The 14,069-nt window shown below is 62.9% G+C and carries 11 protein-coding genes and 2 pseudogenes; 6 read left to right on the forward strand and 7 right to left on the reverse strand.

Annotated elements, in window-relative coordinates:
* Positions 1-33 precede the first annotated feature (33 nt).
* Both KU306_RS07950 and KU306_RS07955 read left to right on the forward strand, forming a co-directional pair.
* The gene (locus tag KU306_RS07950) at positions 34-1,107 is read left to right on the forward strand and encodes a molybdopterin-dependent oxidoreductase (protein ID WP_258301633.1); all 1,074 of its coding nucleotides are present in this window, start codon (positions 34-36) and stop codon (positions 1,105-1,107) included.
* Between the two features lie 57 nt (positions 1,108-1,164).
* Complete coding sequence (locus KU306_RS07955; RefSeq protein WP_258301634.1) at positions 1,165-1,848, forward strand: hypothetical protein; 684 nt, start codon at positions 1,165-1,167, stop codon at positions 1,846-1,848.
* A 67-nt stretch (positions 1,849-1,915) separates the two neighbouring features.
* Here KU306_RS07955 and KU306_RS07960 read toward each other — a convergent pair whose 3' ends face one another.
* The 3 genes and pseudogenes from KU306_RS07960 to KU306_RS19050 form a co-directional block, all read right to left on the reverse strand.
* Entirely contained in the window at positions 1,916-2,668 is a 753-nt protein-coding gene (locus KU306_RS07960) for a 4-phosphopantoate--beta-alanine ligase (RefSeq protein ID WP_258301635.1), read from the reverse strand.
* A 74-nt stretch (positions 2,669-2,742) separates the two neighbouring features.
* Positions 2,743-3,576: a pantoate kinase gene (locus KU306_RS07965; protein ID WP_007545042.1), complete on the reverse strand. Its 834-nt coding sequence runs from the start codon at positions 3,574-3,576 to the stop codon at positions 2,743-2,745.
* A 64-nt stretch (positions 3,577-3,640) separates the two neighbouring features.
* Positions 3,641-3,784 (reverse strand): annotated as a pseudogene (locus KU306_RS19050) (SHOCT domain-containing protein); the annotation flags it as partial.
* Between the two features lie 143 nt (positions 3,785-3,927).
* Here KU306_RS19050 and KU306_RS07975 point away from each other — a divergent pair.
* Positions 3,928-5,280 carry an RNA-guided endonuclease InsQ/TnpB family protein gene (locus KU306_RS07975; protein ID WP_258301636.1) on the forward strand — a complete coding sequence of 451 codons (1,353 nt, stop codon included), beginning with the start codon at positions 3,928-3,930 and terminating at the stop codon, positions 5,278-5,280.
* On the opposite strand, the pseudogene KU306_RS07980 reads toward KU306_RS07975, so the two are convergent.
* Positions 5,277-5,570, reverse strand: a pseudogene (locus tag KU306_RS07980) (SHOCT domain-containing protein); the annotation flags it as partial. The gene KU306_RS07975 and the pseudogene KU306_RS07980 sit on opposite strands and share 4 nt — an antisense overlap.
* 276 nt (positions 5,571-5,846) lie before the next feature.
* Positions 5,847-7,151 carry an aspartate--tRNA(Asn) ligase gene (aspS, locus tag KU306_RS07985; protein WP_258301637.1) on the reverse strand — a complete coding sequence of 435 codons (1,305 nt, stop codon included), beginning with the start codon at positions 7,149-7,151 and terminating at the stop codon, positions 5,847-5,849.
* 123 nt (positions 7,152-7,274) lie between these two features.
* Between aspS and KU306_RS07990 the strand changes: the two genes are divergently transcribed.
* On the forward strand, positions 7,275-8,009 hold the full coding sequence (locus KU306_RS07990; RefSeq protein ID WP_258301638.1) for a DUF4013 domain-containing protein: 735 nt from the start codon (positions 7,275-7,277) through the stop codon (positions 8,007-8,009).
* 23 nt (positions 8,010-8,032) lie between these two features.
* On the opposite strand, the gene KU306_RS07995 is transcribed toward KU306_RS07990, so the two are convergent.
* Complete coding sequence (locus KU306_RS07995; protein WP_007545047.1) at positions 8,033-8,758, reverse strand: phosphoglycerol geranylgeranyltransferase; 726 nt, start codon at positions 8,756-8,758, stop codon at positions 8,033-8,035.
* Between the two features lie 103 nt (positions 8,759-8,861).
* Between KU306_RS07995 and KU306_RS08000 the strand changes: the two genes are divergently transcribed.
* A complete protein-coding gene (locus KU306_RS08000; RefSeq protein ID WP_258301639.1) occupies positions 8,862-9,866 on the forward strand; it encodes a restriction endonuclease in 1,005 nt (334 codons plus the stop codon).
* On the opposite strand, the gene KU306_RS08005 is transcribed toward KU306_RS08000, so the two are convergent.
* Positions 9,863-12,421: a DNA topoisomerase I gene (locus tag KU306_RS08005; RefSeq protein ID WP_258301640.1), complete on the reverse strand. Its 2,559-nt coding sequence runs from the start codon at positions 12,419-12,421 to the stop codon at positions 9,863-9,865. The two genes, KU306_RS08000 and KU306_RS08005, sit on opposite strands and share 4 nt — an antisense overlap.
* A gap of 186 nt (positions 12,422-12,607) precedes the next feature.
* On the opposite strand from KU306_RS08005, the gene KU306_RS08010 reads away from it, so the two are divergent.
* Positions 12,608-14,035, forward strand: coding sequence for an MATE family efflux transporter (locus KU306_RS08010; RefSeq protein WP_309138734.1), 1,428 nt, complete (start codon positions 12,608-12,610; stop codon positions 14,033-14,035).
* The last annotated feature ends 34 nt before the right edge of the window (positions 14,036-14,069 follow it).

Below are 14,069 nucleotides of genomic sequence, written 5' to 3' on the forward strand. Positions count from 1 at the left end.
GAGTACTTCCGGCCGCCAGCGCTAGGTGTTCACATGGCCGGTCGAATAGCCCAGCTTCGAAATCGACTCGAACCACCACCCCGAGCGGTGGACTGGTCGATTCTCGTGCTCGTGGTGTTCGAGACGCTTTCCGGCGTCCTCAGCCTCGGCGCTGGCCATCCCGCGAACGCCCTCCTCTTTGTCGCCCATGGTGTCGCCGGACTCTCACTCGTCGCCCTCGTCGGGTTCAAACTCTATCGCGTCCGTCACCGCGTCCTCGACTCACGCCTCCACGACCGAACGACGGCCATCTCTGTCCTGCTCGCCATCGTCGCGCTCGCGGCACTCGGAACCGGCATCGCGTGGGTCGCGGGTGTCGAGATTCGGTTCGGCTTCTGGACGCTCCTCAACGTCCACATCGGCTTCGGCCTCCTCGTGATTCCGATTCTTCTCGTCCACCTCCGGTCGCGGTTTCACACGCCGAGCAGAGCCGACTTCGAGGGGCGTCGCCGGGCGCTCCAGTACGGGGCGCTCCTCGTCTTCGGCGCGGCGGCCTACCGGGCGACAGAAATCGCCGGGGCTGTCCAGGGGACGACGCGCCGATTCACCGGCTCGCGCCCGCTCCCGGAGGGGTCTGGAAACGCCTCATTCCCGGTCACGAGTTGGGTCGCCGACGACCCGGACCCTATCGACACGGACGCGTGGTCGCTTTCGGTCGTCGGCCTCGTTTCCGACCCACTCGAACTCGGCGTCTCCGACCTCGACCCCGACGAGACGCAGTCGGTACTCCTCGACTGCACGAGTGGCTGGTACACAGAACAGGACTGGACCGGGATTCGCCTCGGCGACTTGCTCGATTCGGCCGGGGTCGCAGCGGCGGGCCGCTGGGTCACGGTCCGGTCGGTGACGGGTTATCGATGGTCGTTCCCCATCGAGGAAGCCCGCGAGATGCTGCTTGCGACTCGCGTCGGCGACGAACCGCTCTCCCACGGCCACGGCGCGCCGCTTCGGCTCGTCGCTCCGGATCGCCGCGGGTTCCAGTGGGTCAAGTGGATAGAGACAATCGAGGTGCGGCGGCGACGCGACCCGGCGCAGTGGGTGGCGGTGCTGGTGAGTGGGTTTAGCTGAAGTAGCTCTGATCTCTAAATAGCCAAGTGTCAAATCAGACACTATCGCCCACAGAACATGAACACGACTTTCGAACTCGTTCCGTTCCACGAGGACGCTGCTGTTGCAGCCGCGCTTGGAACACTACTTATTCAGCGGGGCTCGGTTGACCCAACACCACTTGCTGAAATTGCCCGTGGGTTCGATATAGACCCAAACCAACTGACGGTAGCTGCCATCAAACTTGGCGTTGAAGACGAGATTCTAGATGACGTAGCGGCCCCAGAAGGTGAGCAAATCAGCCAGCGGTCTCCGCCTGAATTCCTTGCCTCGAAAGGCTCAGTGACACGAGAATACGGTGGTCTGCGTGACCCCGGTTCGGGTGAGTCGACCACGAGAACGAACGAGATGTCGTTCCAGAGTTGGCTTCTCGTCGAAGCGACAAAGTCGGCAAGAGAGACCGTCAACCAACTGTTGTCCGACCATTTCGATGATGAAGCAGCGGTTGTGCGGGCTGGTACACAGGCCGCTATCGGAACGGCAGCGTTCCCAGAGCGGGTTCTGTGGGTGGCGGTCAGTTATCCTATCGACAAAACCGACCCGAAAACGGTTCCTGCGGTTCCAAACCCGCCTTCGTTCCCGTTCGATCGTCTCGGTGAAATCCTTCCACAAACACTTGACGTACCTGTTGAACACGGGGGCGAGACGTTTCTCGTTCGGAACATCCCTGTTGTCCCGTTTCGAGAACCGCGCGAGTACTAACTGGTGCTCTGTCGAAATGCCCAACAGGTAATCTATCCGGCCCTCCAATTGCTATCGTTCCGAACTGCTATTCGCCGTCTTCGCCCGAGCGAATCGCCCGCTCGGCCGCTTCGAGCGCCTCGTCGGCGTCGAAGTCGGCGACGATAGCTTCGAGTTCTTCGCGGGAGGCTCCCGAAAGTTCCTCGGCGTGGGCGGTGATGTTCGGAACTGCCCGCATGATGTTGTCCACGATGGGCACCGTCGCCACCTGTGCGGAGCGCGACATCGGGTTGAGGTCGACGACGATTTCGATTTTATCCATCTCGCCGAGTGCCTCGGCGCGGTCGCCGTCTTCGAGGGGGACGACGACGACGTCTGCGCTTCCGATTCCGTCGGCGTCGACTTTGGCGCGCTCGTGGTCCAGTCCGGGGATGCGTCCATCCGCGGTCAGTCCCTTCACCTCCTCGATACCGTGTTCGCGGAGGTGGTCGGCGATGGCCTGCATTCGCTCTTCGGTCCGGTTGAAGAGGTTGACTTCCACGTCGGCACCGACTGCCTCGGCGAGGTCGCCGACTTCCGCGGGGCAGAGCGCGGCCACGTTGCCGTTGACCGAAATGACCGGGTGGTCGGCGAGAAGGAGATGCGCGGCCGCAGCACGCTCGGCGGCGTCGGCACTGGGAATCGTCTGCTCGCCGAGGAGATAGTCGAACGCCTCGCCGCGACCCTGTGCGATGAGACCTTGCTTGCTCGTGATGCCCTTTTCCACGCCGTCTTCGATACGATGTCGGGTGAGAAGCGACTGGTAGCGGGGATGGCTTTCGGGAATCTCGATGTCGCTCATTGGGTAGGAGTCGTCACCGGGGGTCTAACATGTTTTCTCATTTCCCCCACCACCCAGTCGCTGGGTGCCGAGAACTACTGGCTCTCCAGCGTCGCTCCCGCCGGGTGCACGCGACAGACTTCGGGGTCGTAGCCCGCGTCGGAGAGGCCCGTTCCGATGGCGAAGACCGTCTCGCCGAGCATCGCCATCGCGGCGTCGCCGCCTGCATCAGAGACGTCCTCGATAGCGGTCGAAACGCGCTCGGTGAGCAGTCCCGCGTCGCGGGCGAACTGCTGGCACTCAGTCATGAACCGGTCGAGCGTCGGCTCGTCACGGAGGGTTCCGAGGGCTGCCTCGCCCGCGGCCGTGAGCGCAGTCGTATCCCCCGAGAGCACGTCGGCAGTCGAGAGGCCACCGAAGGCGACGTACTCGATTCGGGGGCGTGCCGGAATGCCATCCATCCGACCGTGTTCCGGTGCGCCGGGTTCGACGCGAATGGGCAGTCCGCCGCGTGCCTGTGCGACCACGTCTCCGAGTCCGGTTCCGGCCCGCACTTCTGCCTCGTGCGCGACGGTGACGAGGTCGTTTTCGGAGTGGCCACAGTCGAATACGGCGTTGGCTGCGAGGGCCGTTCCGAGTGCCATCCCACCCGAGACACCGAACCCGGCACCGAGCGGGAGTTCGCTCTCGGCCCGAACGGTGGCGGTCACGCCGAGTCGCCGAAGCACGTCCGAGACGGGCGGCATTTCGACTGTCTCGCCATCGAGGCTGACGACGGATTCGGCCGCCGGTTCGACGGTCACGGTGACGCCGTGAGAGAGCGTTACCCCCGCACCGCGCGACCCTGCGACTGCGGGGTCGTCGGCGGGGTGGGCGCTGAAGAAGCCGGTGATGTGACCGGGCACGAATGCCGTCGCGTCGTCGCTCATCGTCATCCCTTCGTCCGGGGTCGGTTAACGGTGTTGCGTTTCGTCGGCCCGCTTTCCCTTGGCGTCAGTTTCGGTCGAACTCCTCGTTGGCGGTGTCTACAGCCGCTTCCTCTCGGGTGTCGATGCTCGTTCGCTTTCTGGCGTCAGCGACCGTCTCAGTTTCCAACAACCGTTCGACCTTGGCTTCGAACTCCGCTTCGGTGAGTTCACATGACTACGAGGAGGAAGCCCACCCGTTTACGGGTGGGAGGAATCCGACAACCTCCTCCACCAACCACGAGCGATAGCAGTCCGACTCCCCCACACAAACCCGAATCATTATAAAAAGACAATTCGATATGTGAATCACCGATGGAGGTGATTCGCACCGTCAAAGTCAAACTCGATGTCCCCGACGAGCGGTGCGACGATCTCCATCAGACCAAACAACAGTTCCTCCACTGTGCGAACACCACCGCAGAGTGGTCGTGGAGACACCCGACCGACTACTGTGTGACTTCAAAACAGAAAGCTGAGAAAGCCCTCTACGAGGGACTTCGCAACGAGACGGAGTTGACTGCGAACCTCGTCCAGAAGGGGATTCGACGGGCTATCGAGGCCACCAAAAGCGGTGTCGCCCGACTCAAGAAAGGCGACAACACCAGTCAACCACACTTCGATGCGTGGAGCGTCGTCTATGACAAACGTTCTGCGACGTTTTACCGCAACCGTGTTTCGCTCTCAACCGTCAACGGTCGCGTCGAGTGTGACTACATCATCCCCGACGACCCCGAGGGAACACCGATTGGTGAGTATCTGCTGAACGACGACTACGAGTTCCGAATGTCCACGTTACAGTACGACCGCTCCACGGAGTCGTTCTACCTCCACGCACGGATGCGCCGAACCACGGACGAGCAAGAGCAGTCCACAACTGATTCTCCCGACGTTCATCAGACAGAGTCTGATGCAGCCCATCAGAACGCCCCGCGTTCTGAGGACGCCAAGCACAGAACAGTCCTTGGCGTTGACCTGAACGTGGACGGCTCGCTCGCCGTGACTTCAACAGGCGCGTTCATCGGGAACGCCGACGAGATGAACCACCGACGCCGAGAGTTTGAGAAGACTCGCGGGTCGATGCAACAGACAGGCACGCGGTCGGCACACCTGTCGATTCAGTCGATGAAAGACCGCGAACACCGCTGGATGCAAGACGAACTCCACCGTGCCTCGAATCAGATTCTCGAAGAAGCCCGCGACCACGACTGTACGTATATCGCGTTCGAGAACCTGACCGACATTCGTAAGCGGATGGCTGGTGCAAAACGCTTCCACGCATGGGCGTTCCGACGCCTCTACCAGTACACCGAGTACAAAGCCGAGATGTTCGGCGTCGATGTTAAGCAAGTGAGTCCTGCGTACACGTCTCAGCGGTGTTCGTCGTGTGGGTTTACGCACAAGTCGAATCGGCGGTCGAAACACCAGTTCGTGTGTCAGAAGTGCGAGTACGAACTGAACGCGGACTACAACGCGAGTAAGAACATCGCTCGCAAACTTCTCAAGAAACTCCGCTCGGGGCAGAAGTCTCCGAGTGGAGGCGCACCCTGTCAGTGTGCGCTACCGTCAGGGACGCTGAACCTGAATGGCGATTTCCACGCCTCCGTCGGTTCGACGGTAGAAGGGGAGTCCACTGACAAGCCCACGACTTCAGTCGTGGGTTACTGACCAGCTGCGTAGCGTTGCCGGAGTGTTTCGAGCGCGTCTTGGGTCTCGGACTGCTGTGAGTCTTCAGCACCATCCTCGCGGCGGGACTCGTAGATTTTCACGAGCGCGAGTGCTGCGGGAAGGACGCCTGCGAACCCAATCGGGAACGCGACCCAGAACCACGATACGTCGAGGGCGAGCAGGCCGAAGCCGACGAGGAAGATGAGCCCGATGACGACGCCGGCGACTAACTCTTCGAGCGGTGAATCGTCATCGTCGAGGCGGTCGACGATTCCGCCGCGGTTGCTCATCGTGCCCTCCGCCGGAGACCGAGCTGGTACATGGTGGTATCACTCGTCGGGGAGGTAACGACTGTTTCGCTGCTGCGGCCGCAAAAGAAAACTACTCGTTGGTCCGTCAGGCCTTCGCCCTACGGCGACAGACGCTGGCGGTCTGACGAGACTCGCGTCGCTCGTCTCGTTGGCTCGCCACGTCTTCGCCCTTACGGGCTCAGACGCTGGCGATCACGCGGGAACTCACTCGCAACGCTCCGCGTTGCTCGCTGTTCCCGCTCGTCCGAAGCGTCTCTACGGAGAGAGACGCTGACGGTCTCGCGGGAAGAGAACAGCCTCTCGGATGTTCTCCAGTCCGAGCATCGTCATGATGAGACGCTCGCCGCCGAGGCCGAAGCCTGCGTGCGGGGGCATGCCGTACTTGAACATCTTCGTGTAGTATTCGAACGCGTCGGGGTCGAGACCCTGCTGCTCGAATCCGGCGACGAGATGCTCGAAGCGGTGTTCACGCTGGCCACCCGAGACGAGTTCCATGTTCGGGTGCATCATGTCGAAGCCCGTCGAGAGGGTGTCGTCGTCGTCGTGGTCCTTGATGTAGAACGGCTTGATTTCGCTGGGCCAGTCGGTGATGAAGTAGTGCTCGCCGACGTCCTCACCGAGCGCCTTCTCGCCTTCCGTGGGCAGGTCGTCGCCCCAGACGAGCTGCTCGTCGAGTTCGCCCGTCGCGTTGATGCGCTGGATGGCCTCTTCGTAGGTGAGACGCGGGAACTCGCCGGACGGCGCTTCGAACTCCTCGGCGAGACCGAGGGCTTCGAGTTCGTCCTGGCAGTTCTCTTCGACTGCCTCGTAGGCGGCCTTGACGACCGCTTCACAGACGTCCATCGCTTCGGTGTGGTCGATGAAAGCCGACTCGAAGTCGATGGAGGTCGCCTCGTTGAGGTGTCGCGGCGTGTTGTGCTCTTCGGCACGGAAGATTGGACCGACTTCGAAGACGCGTTCGAGACCGGAGCCGACCATCAGCTGCTTGAACAGCTGTGGCGACTGGTTCATGAACGCTTCCTGTCCGAAGTAGGTGATGGGGAAGAGCTCGGTGCCGCCTTCGGTCCCCGTGGCGACGATTTTCGGCGTGTTGATCTCGGTGGCGCGGAGGTCGCGGAACTTGTCGCGAACGGCGCGCTGCACTTCGGCGCGAATCTCGAAGATGGCCTTCACTTCGTCCTTGCGGAGGTCAAGCGTCCGGTTGTCGAGACGCGTCGAGAGTTCGGCGTCGACCTTACCGGAGGGGTCGAGCGGAAGCTGCGGGTCGGCCTCGGCGATGACGTCGAGGCTCTCGGGCGTGACTTCGACGCCCGTCGGCGCGCGCGGCTCTTCTGCGACGTCGCCGGTGACGCTGATGACGCTCTCGCGGTGGACGCCCAGCCCCGTCTCGACGAGGTCGTCGTCCATCTCGTCTTTCTCGAACTTGACCTGAATCTTGCCTGTCGTATCGCGGAGAATCAGGAACGCGATACCGCCGAGGTCACGAATCTCGTGAACCCAGCCGGCGACGGTGACCGTGTCGCCGGGTTCGGCGTCGGCCGTGTACGTTCGGTTTCGCATACGACGTGATTCCTGACCGTGCGCCTTAAACACGGTCGTTTCGCTCTTGCGAGTTATTTGGTACCACACTCCTCTGCCAGGGCGGAGGTTTATGTACGATACCGGGACCACTCCGGCGCGAACATGGACTTCTCAGACCTCGAATCCGCGATCGCACTCCCGCTCGCCGAGGACACGTCACTCGACACGGTCGCCGTCGGTGTACTCGCGACACTCGCTTCGTTCGCCACGCCCCTCGCAGGTGTGGTGCTCGTCGGCTACGTCGTCCGACTGGTTCGCGCCGGCGGCCGAAACGCGACTGCGCTCCCCGCGTTCGACGAGTTCGGTGGCATGGTCGTCGATGGGGTTCGGCTCTCGGTTGTCCTTCTCGCCCTGCAACTCCCGGCAGTGGGTATTGGAGTCGCCGTTGCGAAGCTCGCCGGAGCATCGTTTGCGACGCTCGTGTACGCCGCCGAGATGCACTCACTGAACGTTATTGGAAACTCCGCGCTCATCGGCGTCGGACTCGTCGCAGCCGGTGGTGCTGCACTTGTCGGGACGTATCTCTCCGCCGCAGCAACAGTCGCAGTCTCGCGTGAACGGTCGCTCGTCGCGGCTGTCCCCACCACCCGTGAACTCGCCTCGGATGCCTCGTTCGTCCCCGTCGTCTCGGCTGTCGCGCTGGTTGTCTTCGCCGGTCGGCTCCTCACCGCACTCTTCGGCGCACTCCCGCTCGTCGGCAGTGTCCTCGCGGCTCTCGTGTCGTTCTTCGCGCTCGTCGCGTCCGCGACGCTCCTTGGACGAGGGGCATCGAAACTCGCAGCACGCGACAGCACCCCACGCCCAGACTCGACTGTCGATGCGGTCGGGTCGGCGTAGAAGAGAAGAGAGACCGCGTGTGGTTATTCCGCGCCGACGAGTTCCGCCGTGGCGTCTTTCGCGCCTTCGACGGTCTCACGGACGGCATCGACGCCCTTGTCGTGCAGGAGGTTCCCGACGACCACTACGTCGGCGCACTTGCCCATCTCGTAGGCCGAGTCGTAGTCGTGGATGCCGCCGCCGTAGAACAGCGTCGCGTCGTCCAGCGCATCGTGGGCCGCACAGACCTTTTCGGGGTCGCCGTAGGTCCCCGAGTACTCCACGTAGATGATGTCCTGACCGAACATCCTCTCGGCCACGCGGGCGAAGGACGCCACGTCCTCGGCGGACTGGTCGGTGTCGGCGTCGGTGTACTCGGCCACCGACGAGTCGGGGTTCATGACGATGTACGCCTCGGTGTGGGTGCGGTCCCAGTCGAGGCCGTCTTCGATGCGGACCCACTCTTTGTGCGCGCCGGTAATCCAGAAGGAGTCGCTGGCGTTGAACACCGTCGGGATGAGGTAGCCGTCCAGTGCCGGGTCGTCGATGACGACGCCGGGGTTCGACGGTTCCTGATAAATCGGCACGTCGTACTTTGCAGTGGCCTCGACGACGCGCTCCATCTTCTCTTCGGTGATGTCGAGCGTGCCACCGATTTCCAGCGCGTCGGTGCCGGTCTCGCAGACGTCTTCGAACGTTTCGCCGTCGACGAGGTCTTTGTCGGGGTCGATTTTGGTGATGTGGTCCCAGTCTTCCCAGGGATAGCTCATTGGTCGGTCTATGCTTGAGGGGGCCTAAAAACCGTGCGGAAGTGGTGTACGATACCGGACGAGAGTGAATTTAAAATCACCTGCCACTAAATCAGCTGTTAAGATGGATACCGCCGCTGCAACGGAATATCTCCAAGATAGGTCGTTGTCCCTCTCTGCGGAGGAATTTGAATTACTTTGTGAGTCGGTGCTCACAGAATCACTCCCTCCAGCACGATTCTCGGTGACTGCTTTCCGACAGGACGGTGGTATCGACATCGACGGGAACGTCCGGAATTCGCTTCTCGACATCTCACTGGGCGTTCAAGTGAAACAGTACTCCCCGACGAATACAGTCGGGTCGCCCGAGATTCAGCGGTTTCAGGGTGCATTATCCGACACCGGTTGTGACACTGGGACGGTTATTACGACGAGTTCGTTTACCGACCCTGCCATCGAAAGTGCCCAACGTGCAGGAATTCATCTGGTGAACGGCCAGTCGTTGTTCCAGTCGATGGTGGATTTGCAGGTCGGCGTTCACCGGGGAACTGAGCGGTTCGAGCCCGACGAAACATTTTGGGAGCTGTTCGGAAAGCCCGAGGAAAGCGGTTCGGTTCCATCAAAGCAAATTCCACTTGCGAACTCGTTCGAGACGCTTGATTCTGTTCTAGCAGCTATCAGTGACTCTCGTGGTACGAACGCAGATATCGTCGCCAACACAGACGTGTCTTCTCGCCACGCAGACCTATACGCAGTCGCTGGGTGGGCTCTCGGATTTGTCCACCAAGAGTGGCCTGACGATGAGAAGCACAGACGACGACGATGGTCACTCACTCGGGATGGTGCTCGATACGTCGCGTATCGTACGGCAGGGATCGACGAGGAAGCGGAACGGCTGCTCATCGACGCGATTCGGGATACCGAGATTATCGCTCGACTCACTCGCACACTCCGAGAATCTGGGTCAATCAGCCACGGCACGCTAATCGAGTGTATTGAATCGGAGTCGGAACTGTCACGGAGTAGTGCGAAGCGTCGAGGGAGTTCGGTCGGCGTTTGGCTTGCCCGACTGCCAGAGGTATCAGTCGAGAACGGTCGAGAGAAGACGTATTTCTGGCAGGAACCTTAGTCAGCCGCCGCCTGCCACTTCCGAACCGTATCCGCACCCACGCCCTCGACATTCTCAGCAACGTCGTCAGGCTCGGCGGCCTTCAGCGTCTTCACGTCCTCGTAGCCAGCGTCTTTCAGTTTCTCGGCGGTCTTCGCGCCGATGCCCTTGATGCTCTCTAACTCGGACCCGCCGTCGCCGTTCTGTTGGGCCTGATACTCGCGGTAGTTGCAGATGGGACAGCCGAGTTCCCACGGTTCGCGGTCGCCGTCGTAGGTGATGCGAAGTTCCGGCAGGTCGTGTTCGTCACACGACTCGTCGGTCACTTCGATGTCGCCGCGACGGGGGAGCGGAAGCGAGTAGTCGCAGTCCGGATAGCGGGTACAGCCGACCAACCGAGAGCCGGAGCGGAGGCGCTTGATTGCCAGTTCGCCGCCCGCCTCGGCGGTTTCGTCGCCTTCGTCTTGCGACGTCGCACCCTCCCCACACTCGGGACACGAGCCGATGACGAGGTCTTCCTCTTCGTCGGCCTCTTCGGCCTTACACAGCGGACAGCCGTGGACGAACGTCTTGCGCCCGGCGAGCATCTTGATGTGGTGGAGGTCGTGTTCGTCGCACGTGTCCTCCATGATGAGCGGCTTGCCCGTGGAGGGAAGCGGAAGCGTGTTCGTACAGTCGGGGTAGGAGTCACAGCCGATGAAGTACGACCCGCGGCGACTCTTTCGGACGACGAGGTCGCCGTCGCACTCGGGACACGGACCGACCGTCTTGTCGGCCTTCAGGGAGTCCTGAAGCTGTTTACCGAGTTCCTCGCGGGACTCCATCAGGCCCTCGAACACGTCTTCGAGGATTTCCTTGGACTCCTCGGTCACGTCTTCGAGGCTGGCCTCGCCGCGGGCGATGGCCATCATGTCGGATTCGAGTTGCGAGGTCATCTCCTCGCTGACGATGAGTTTGGCGAAGTCCTCGGAGGCCTCCACGACCGCCCGTGCGAGACGGGTGGGACGCGGCGGGTCGCTCTCGATGTAGCCGCGGTCGTAGAGCTTCTGAATCACGTCGTGACGGGTCGCTTTCGTCCCGATGCCCATCTGCTCCATCGTCTCGATGAGGCGCGACTGGCCGTAGCGACGGGGCGGTTGGGTCTGCTTGGCGTCGAGGTGAGTGTCCGAAAGCTGCAGTTCCTCGCCTTCCTCGACGTCGGGGACGAACGACTCGGTGGAGTTGAAGTACGGATAGACCGCGTGGTAGCCCGGTTCGAGCAGGCGCTTGCCGTTGGCCTTCAGGGTGCGACCGGCCGCCTCGGCGACGACGCGGAGGTGTTCCCACACGGCGTCTTCGGCGACGGTGGCGAAGAAGCGCCGGACGACGAGTTCGTACACGTCCCACTCGTCCTCGTCGAGGTCCGACGCCGAGGGGAGTTCGCCAGTCGGGTGAATCGGTGGGTGGTCGGTCGTCTCGTTGTCGCCCTCGGTGGGTTCGATTTCCTCCTGTTCGAGGAGCGACTCGGCGTCCTCTTTGAAACGGCGGTCGCCTTCGAACGCGCCGAGCAGTTCGCGCGGGTCGAGGTCGTCGGGGTAGACGGTGTTGTCAGTCCGGGGGTAGGTGATGTAACCGGCGGTGTAGAGGTCCTCGGCGATGCTCATCGCCCGCTGGGCGGAGTAGCCGATAGACCCGGCGGCGCGGATGAACTGGGTGGTGTTGAACGGCGCGGGCGGCTTGTCGGTTCGGGTGCGTCGTTTGACCGCCGTAACCTCGGCGGCATCGACACCGAGGAGGTCTTCGTAGGCCTCCTGTGCGGCGTCTTCGTCCCAGATGCGTTCGGCTTCGGTGCCGTCGTCGTCGAGGTAGAAGTACTGGGCTTCGAAGGACTCGGCGGCCCCGTCGGCGTCCTTCGTGAGTTCGGAGAACAGCTCCCAGTAGTCCTCGGGGTCGAACGCCTCGATTTCGCGCTCGCGGTCGACGATGAGCTTCAGGGTCGGCCCTTGGACGCGGCCGACGGAGATGAAGTCGTTGCCGAGTTGGCGAGCCGAAAGCGAGAGGAAGCGCGTGAGGGCAGCGCCCCACACGAGGTCGATAATCTGTCGCGCCTCGCCGGCGGCCGCGAGGTCGAAGTCGAGTTCGTCGGGGTTCTCGAACGCCTCGGTCACTTCGCGTTTCGTAATCGACGAGAAGCGAACCCGGTCGACGGGGACGTCCTCGTTGACCTCGCGGACGAGTTCGTACGCCTCCTTGCCGATGAGTTCACCCTCCCGGTCGTAGTCTGTCGCGATGGTGACGTTCCCCGCCTTGCGGGCGAGGCGTCGGAGGGCGGCGACGATGTTCTCTTGGGTCGGGTGCTTCTCGACGGGAGCGCTGATGAGCTCGACCGGCTCGACGTCGCGCCAGTCGTTGTACTCCGGCGGGAAGTCGACGCCGACGACGTGGCCGGACAGGCCGATACAGCGCTTCCCGCCCCACTTGTAGACGTTCACGCCGTTCATTCGCTCTGCGGAGGCTGTCTCGCCGCTCAAGATGTCGGCGATACGCCTCGCGGCGTTGTCCTTCTCCGTGATGATGAGGTCGGGGCCGCGACTCATTGCCCGGCGATATGTCGGGGGAGGTTCTAAACCTTTCGTGGGCGAATTCGGCTTCGAGAGGCGTCAACGCGCGCGTATGTGGGTGTACAGGCGAGAGCGCGGTACGCTCGCGCGCGAGAGGTGTATCACGTCCCGAGAGCGTTCCGCAACCCGAAGGGCTAACACGCCTGACTCGAACTCCCGAACGTGTCGAGCGATTCACGAATAGACATGACAGACGGGGCTATCGCCCCCAAACTGTTCGCCCTGTCGTGGCCACTCGTGGCTGGAAACCTCCTGCAGACGCTCTACAACCTCGCGGACGTGTTTTGGGTCGGCCGCGTCGGCTCCGACGCAGTCGCGGCAGTCTCGCTCATGTTCCCGACGAGTTGGATGTTCGTCTCCACCGCGATGGGCATCACGGCAGCCACTATCGCGCTCGTCTCGCAGCACGTCGGCGCTGGCGAGGACCGGCAGGCGGACCACGTCGTCGGCCAGACCGTGCTTCTCACGCTCGCGGTCTCCGTCGCGCTCGCCGTCCTCGGATACGTCTTCAGACATCCGCTTTTGAGCCTCATCGGTGCGGAGGGTGCGGTCTACACCGAGGCGTTGGCCTACATCGAAGTCATCTTCTTCTCGCTTCCGCTCACGTTCCTGTTTTTCGCCTTTCGGGCGGCGTTGCAGGGCGCTGGCGACACCAAGACCGCCATGTGGCTGATGGTCGCCTCGGCCGGTCTCAACGTCGTTATCGACCCAATCTTCATCCTCGGCTGGGGGCCAATCGAGGGGATGGGGACTCGCGGCGCGGCCGTCGCAACGCTCCTCTCTCGTCTCTTCGCCACGGCCGCTGGCGTCTATATCCTCCTGCGCGGTGACTGGGGCGTCCAACTCCACCTCGAAGACCTCCAGCCCGACCCCGACCGCCTGCGCAAACTCGTCGATGTCGGCTATCCAGCCTCTCTCGACGGCTGGGCGCGCAGCTTCTCGGCGGTCGTGATGGCCGCGCTCGTCGCCCGGTTCGGCCCGATACCCACCGCAGCCTACGGCATCGGCCTCCGCCTGATGTCCGTCTCGTGGTCGGTCTCGGGTGCGGTCGGACAGGCGACCGCGACGGGCGTCGGCCAGAATCTCGGCGCGAAAACACCCGACCGGGCGGCGTCGGTCACGTGGACCGCCACGGCGACGACGATGGGCATCCTCTTCGCCGCGGCCGGTCTCGTCGTTACCTTCCCCGCCGAAGCGATGCGCCTGTTCATCGGCGAACAGCCGGTCATCGACGAGGGAATCACCTTCCTCCGCATCGTCGCCCCGTCGTGGGCCTTCTTCGGCGGCGTGATGGTCATTCAGGGCGCGTTCCGCGGCGCTGGCATCACGAAAGCCGCGATGGCGCTGTCGTTCCTCTCGCGGTGGATTTTCCGCGTTCCCGTCGCGCTCGCCGTCGCGTTCGCGTGGACCGTCACGGTGCCCGTCATCGGCCCCGTCTCCGGCCTCGCGTGGGGCGTCGAAGGCCTCTGGTGGGCCTACGTCGCTGGCGCGGTCGCGTCGTTCGCCGTCGCAGTCGTCTGGTTCCGGCTCGGCACGTGGCGCGAGGGCGTCATCGACCGCGGGGCGACGCCTGCGGCGGGCGACGACTGATTCCGTCGGGTCGGTCATTGTGGCAAAGTATCAT

Source organism: Haloferax larsenii (assembly GCF_024730625.1).
Taxonomy (GTDB): domain Archaea; phylum Halobacteriota; class Halobacteria; order Halobacteriales; family Haloferacaceae; genus Haloferax; species Haloferax larsenii.

Excerpts from the sequence above, each read along its gene's own strand:
- aspS (WP_258301637.1), bottom strand. The coding sequence starts at position 7,151 with ATGCGAAACCGAACGTACACGGCCGACGCCGAACCCGGCGACACGGTC.
- KU306_RS07955 (WP_258301634.1), top strand. The coding sequence starts at position 1,165 with ATGAACACGACTTTCGAACTCGTTCCGTTCCACGAGGACGCTGCTGTT.
- KU306_RS07975 (WP_258301636.1), top strand. The coding sequence starts at position 3,928 with ATGGAGGTGATTCGCACCGTCAAAGTCAAACTCGATGTCCCCGACGAG.
- KU306_RS07965 (WP_007545042.1), bottom strand. The coding sequence starts at position 3,576 with ATGAGCGACGACGCGACGGCATTCGTGCCCGGTCACATCACCGGCTTC.
- KU306_RS08000 (WP_258301639.1), top strand. The coding sequence starts at position 8,862 with ATGGATACCGCCGCTGCAACGGAATATCTCCAAGATAGGTCGTTGTCC.
- KU306_RS07995 (WP_007545047.1), bottom strand. The coding sequence starts at position 8,758 with ATGAGCTATCCCTGGGAAGACTGGGACCACATCACCAAAATCGACCCC.
- KU306_RS07950 (WP_258301633.1), top strand. The coding sequence starts at position 34 with ATGGCCGGTCGAATAGCCCAGCTTCGAAATCGACTCGAACCACCACCC.
- KU306_RS08005 (WP_258301640.1), bottom strand. The coding sequence starts at position 12,421 with ATGAGTCGCGGCCCCGACCTCATCATCACGGAGAAGGACAACGCCGCG.
- KU306_RS07960 (WP_258301635.1), bottom strand. The coding sequence starts at position 2,668 with ATGAGCGACATCGAGATTCCCGAAAGCCATCCCCGCTACCAGTCGCTT.
- KU306_RS07990 (WP_258301638.1), top strand. The coding sequence starts at position 7,275 with ATGGACTTCTCAGACCTCGAATCCGCGATCGCACTCCCGCTCGCCGAG.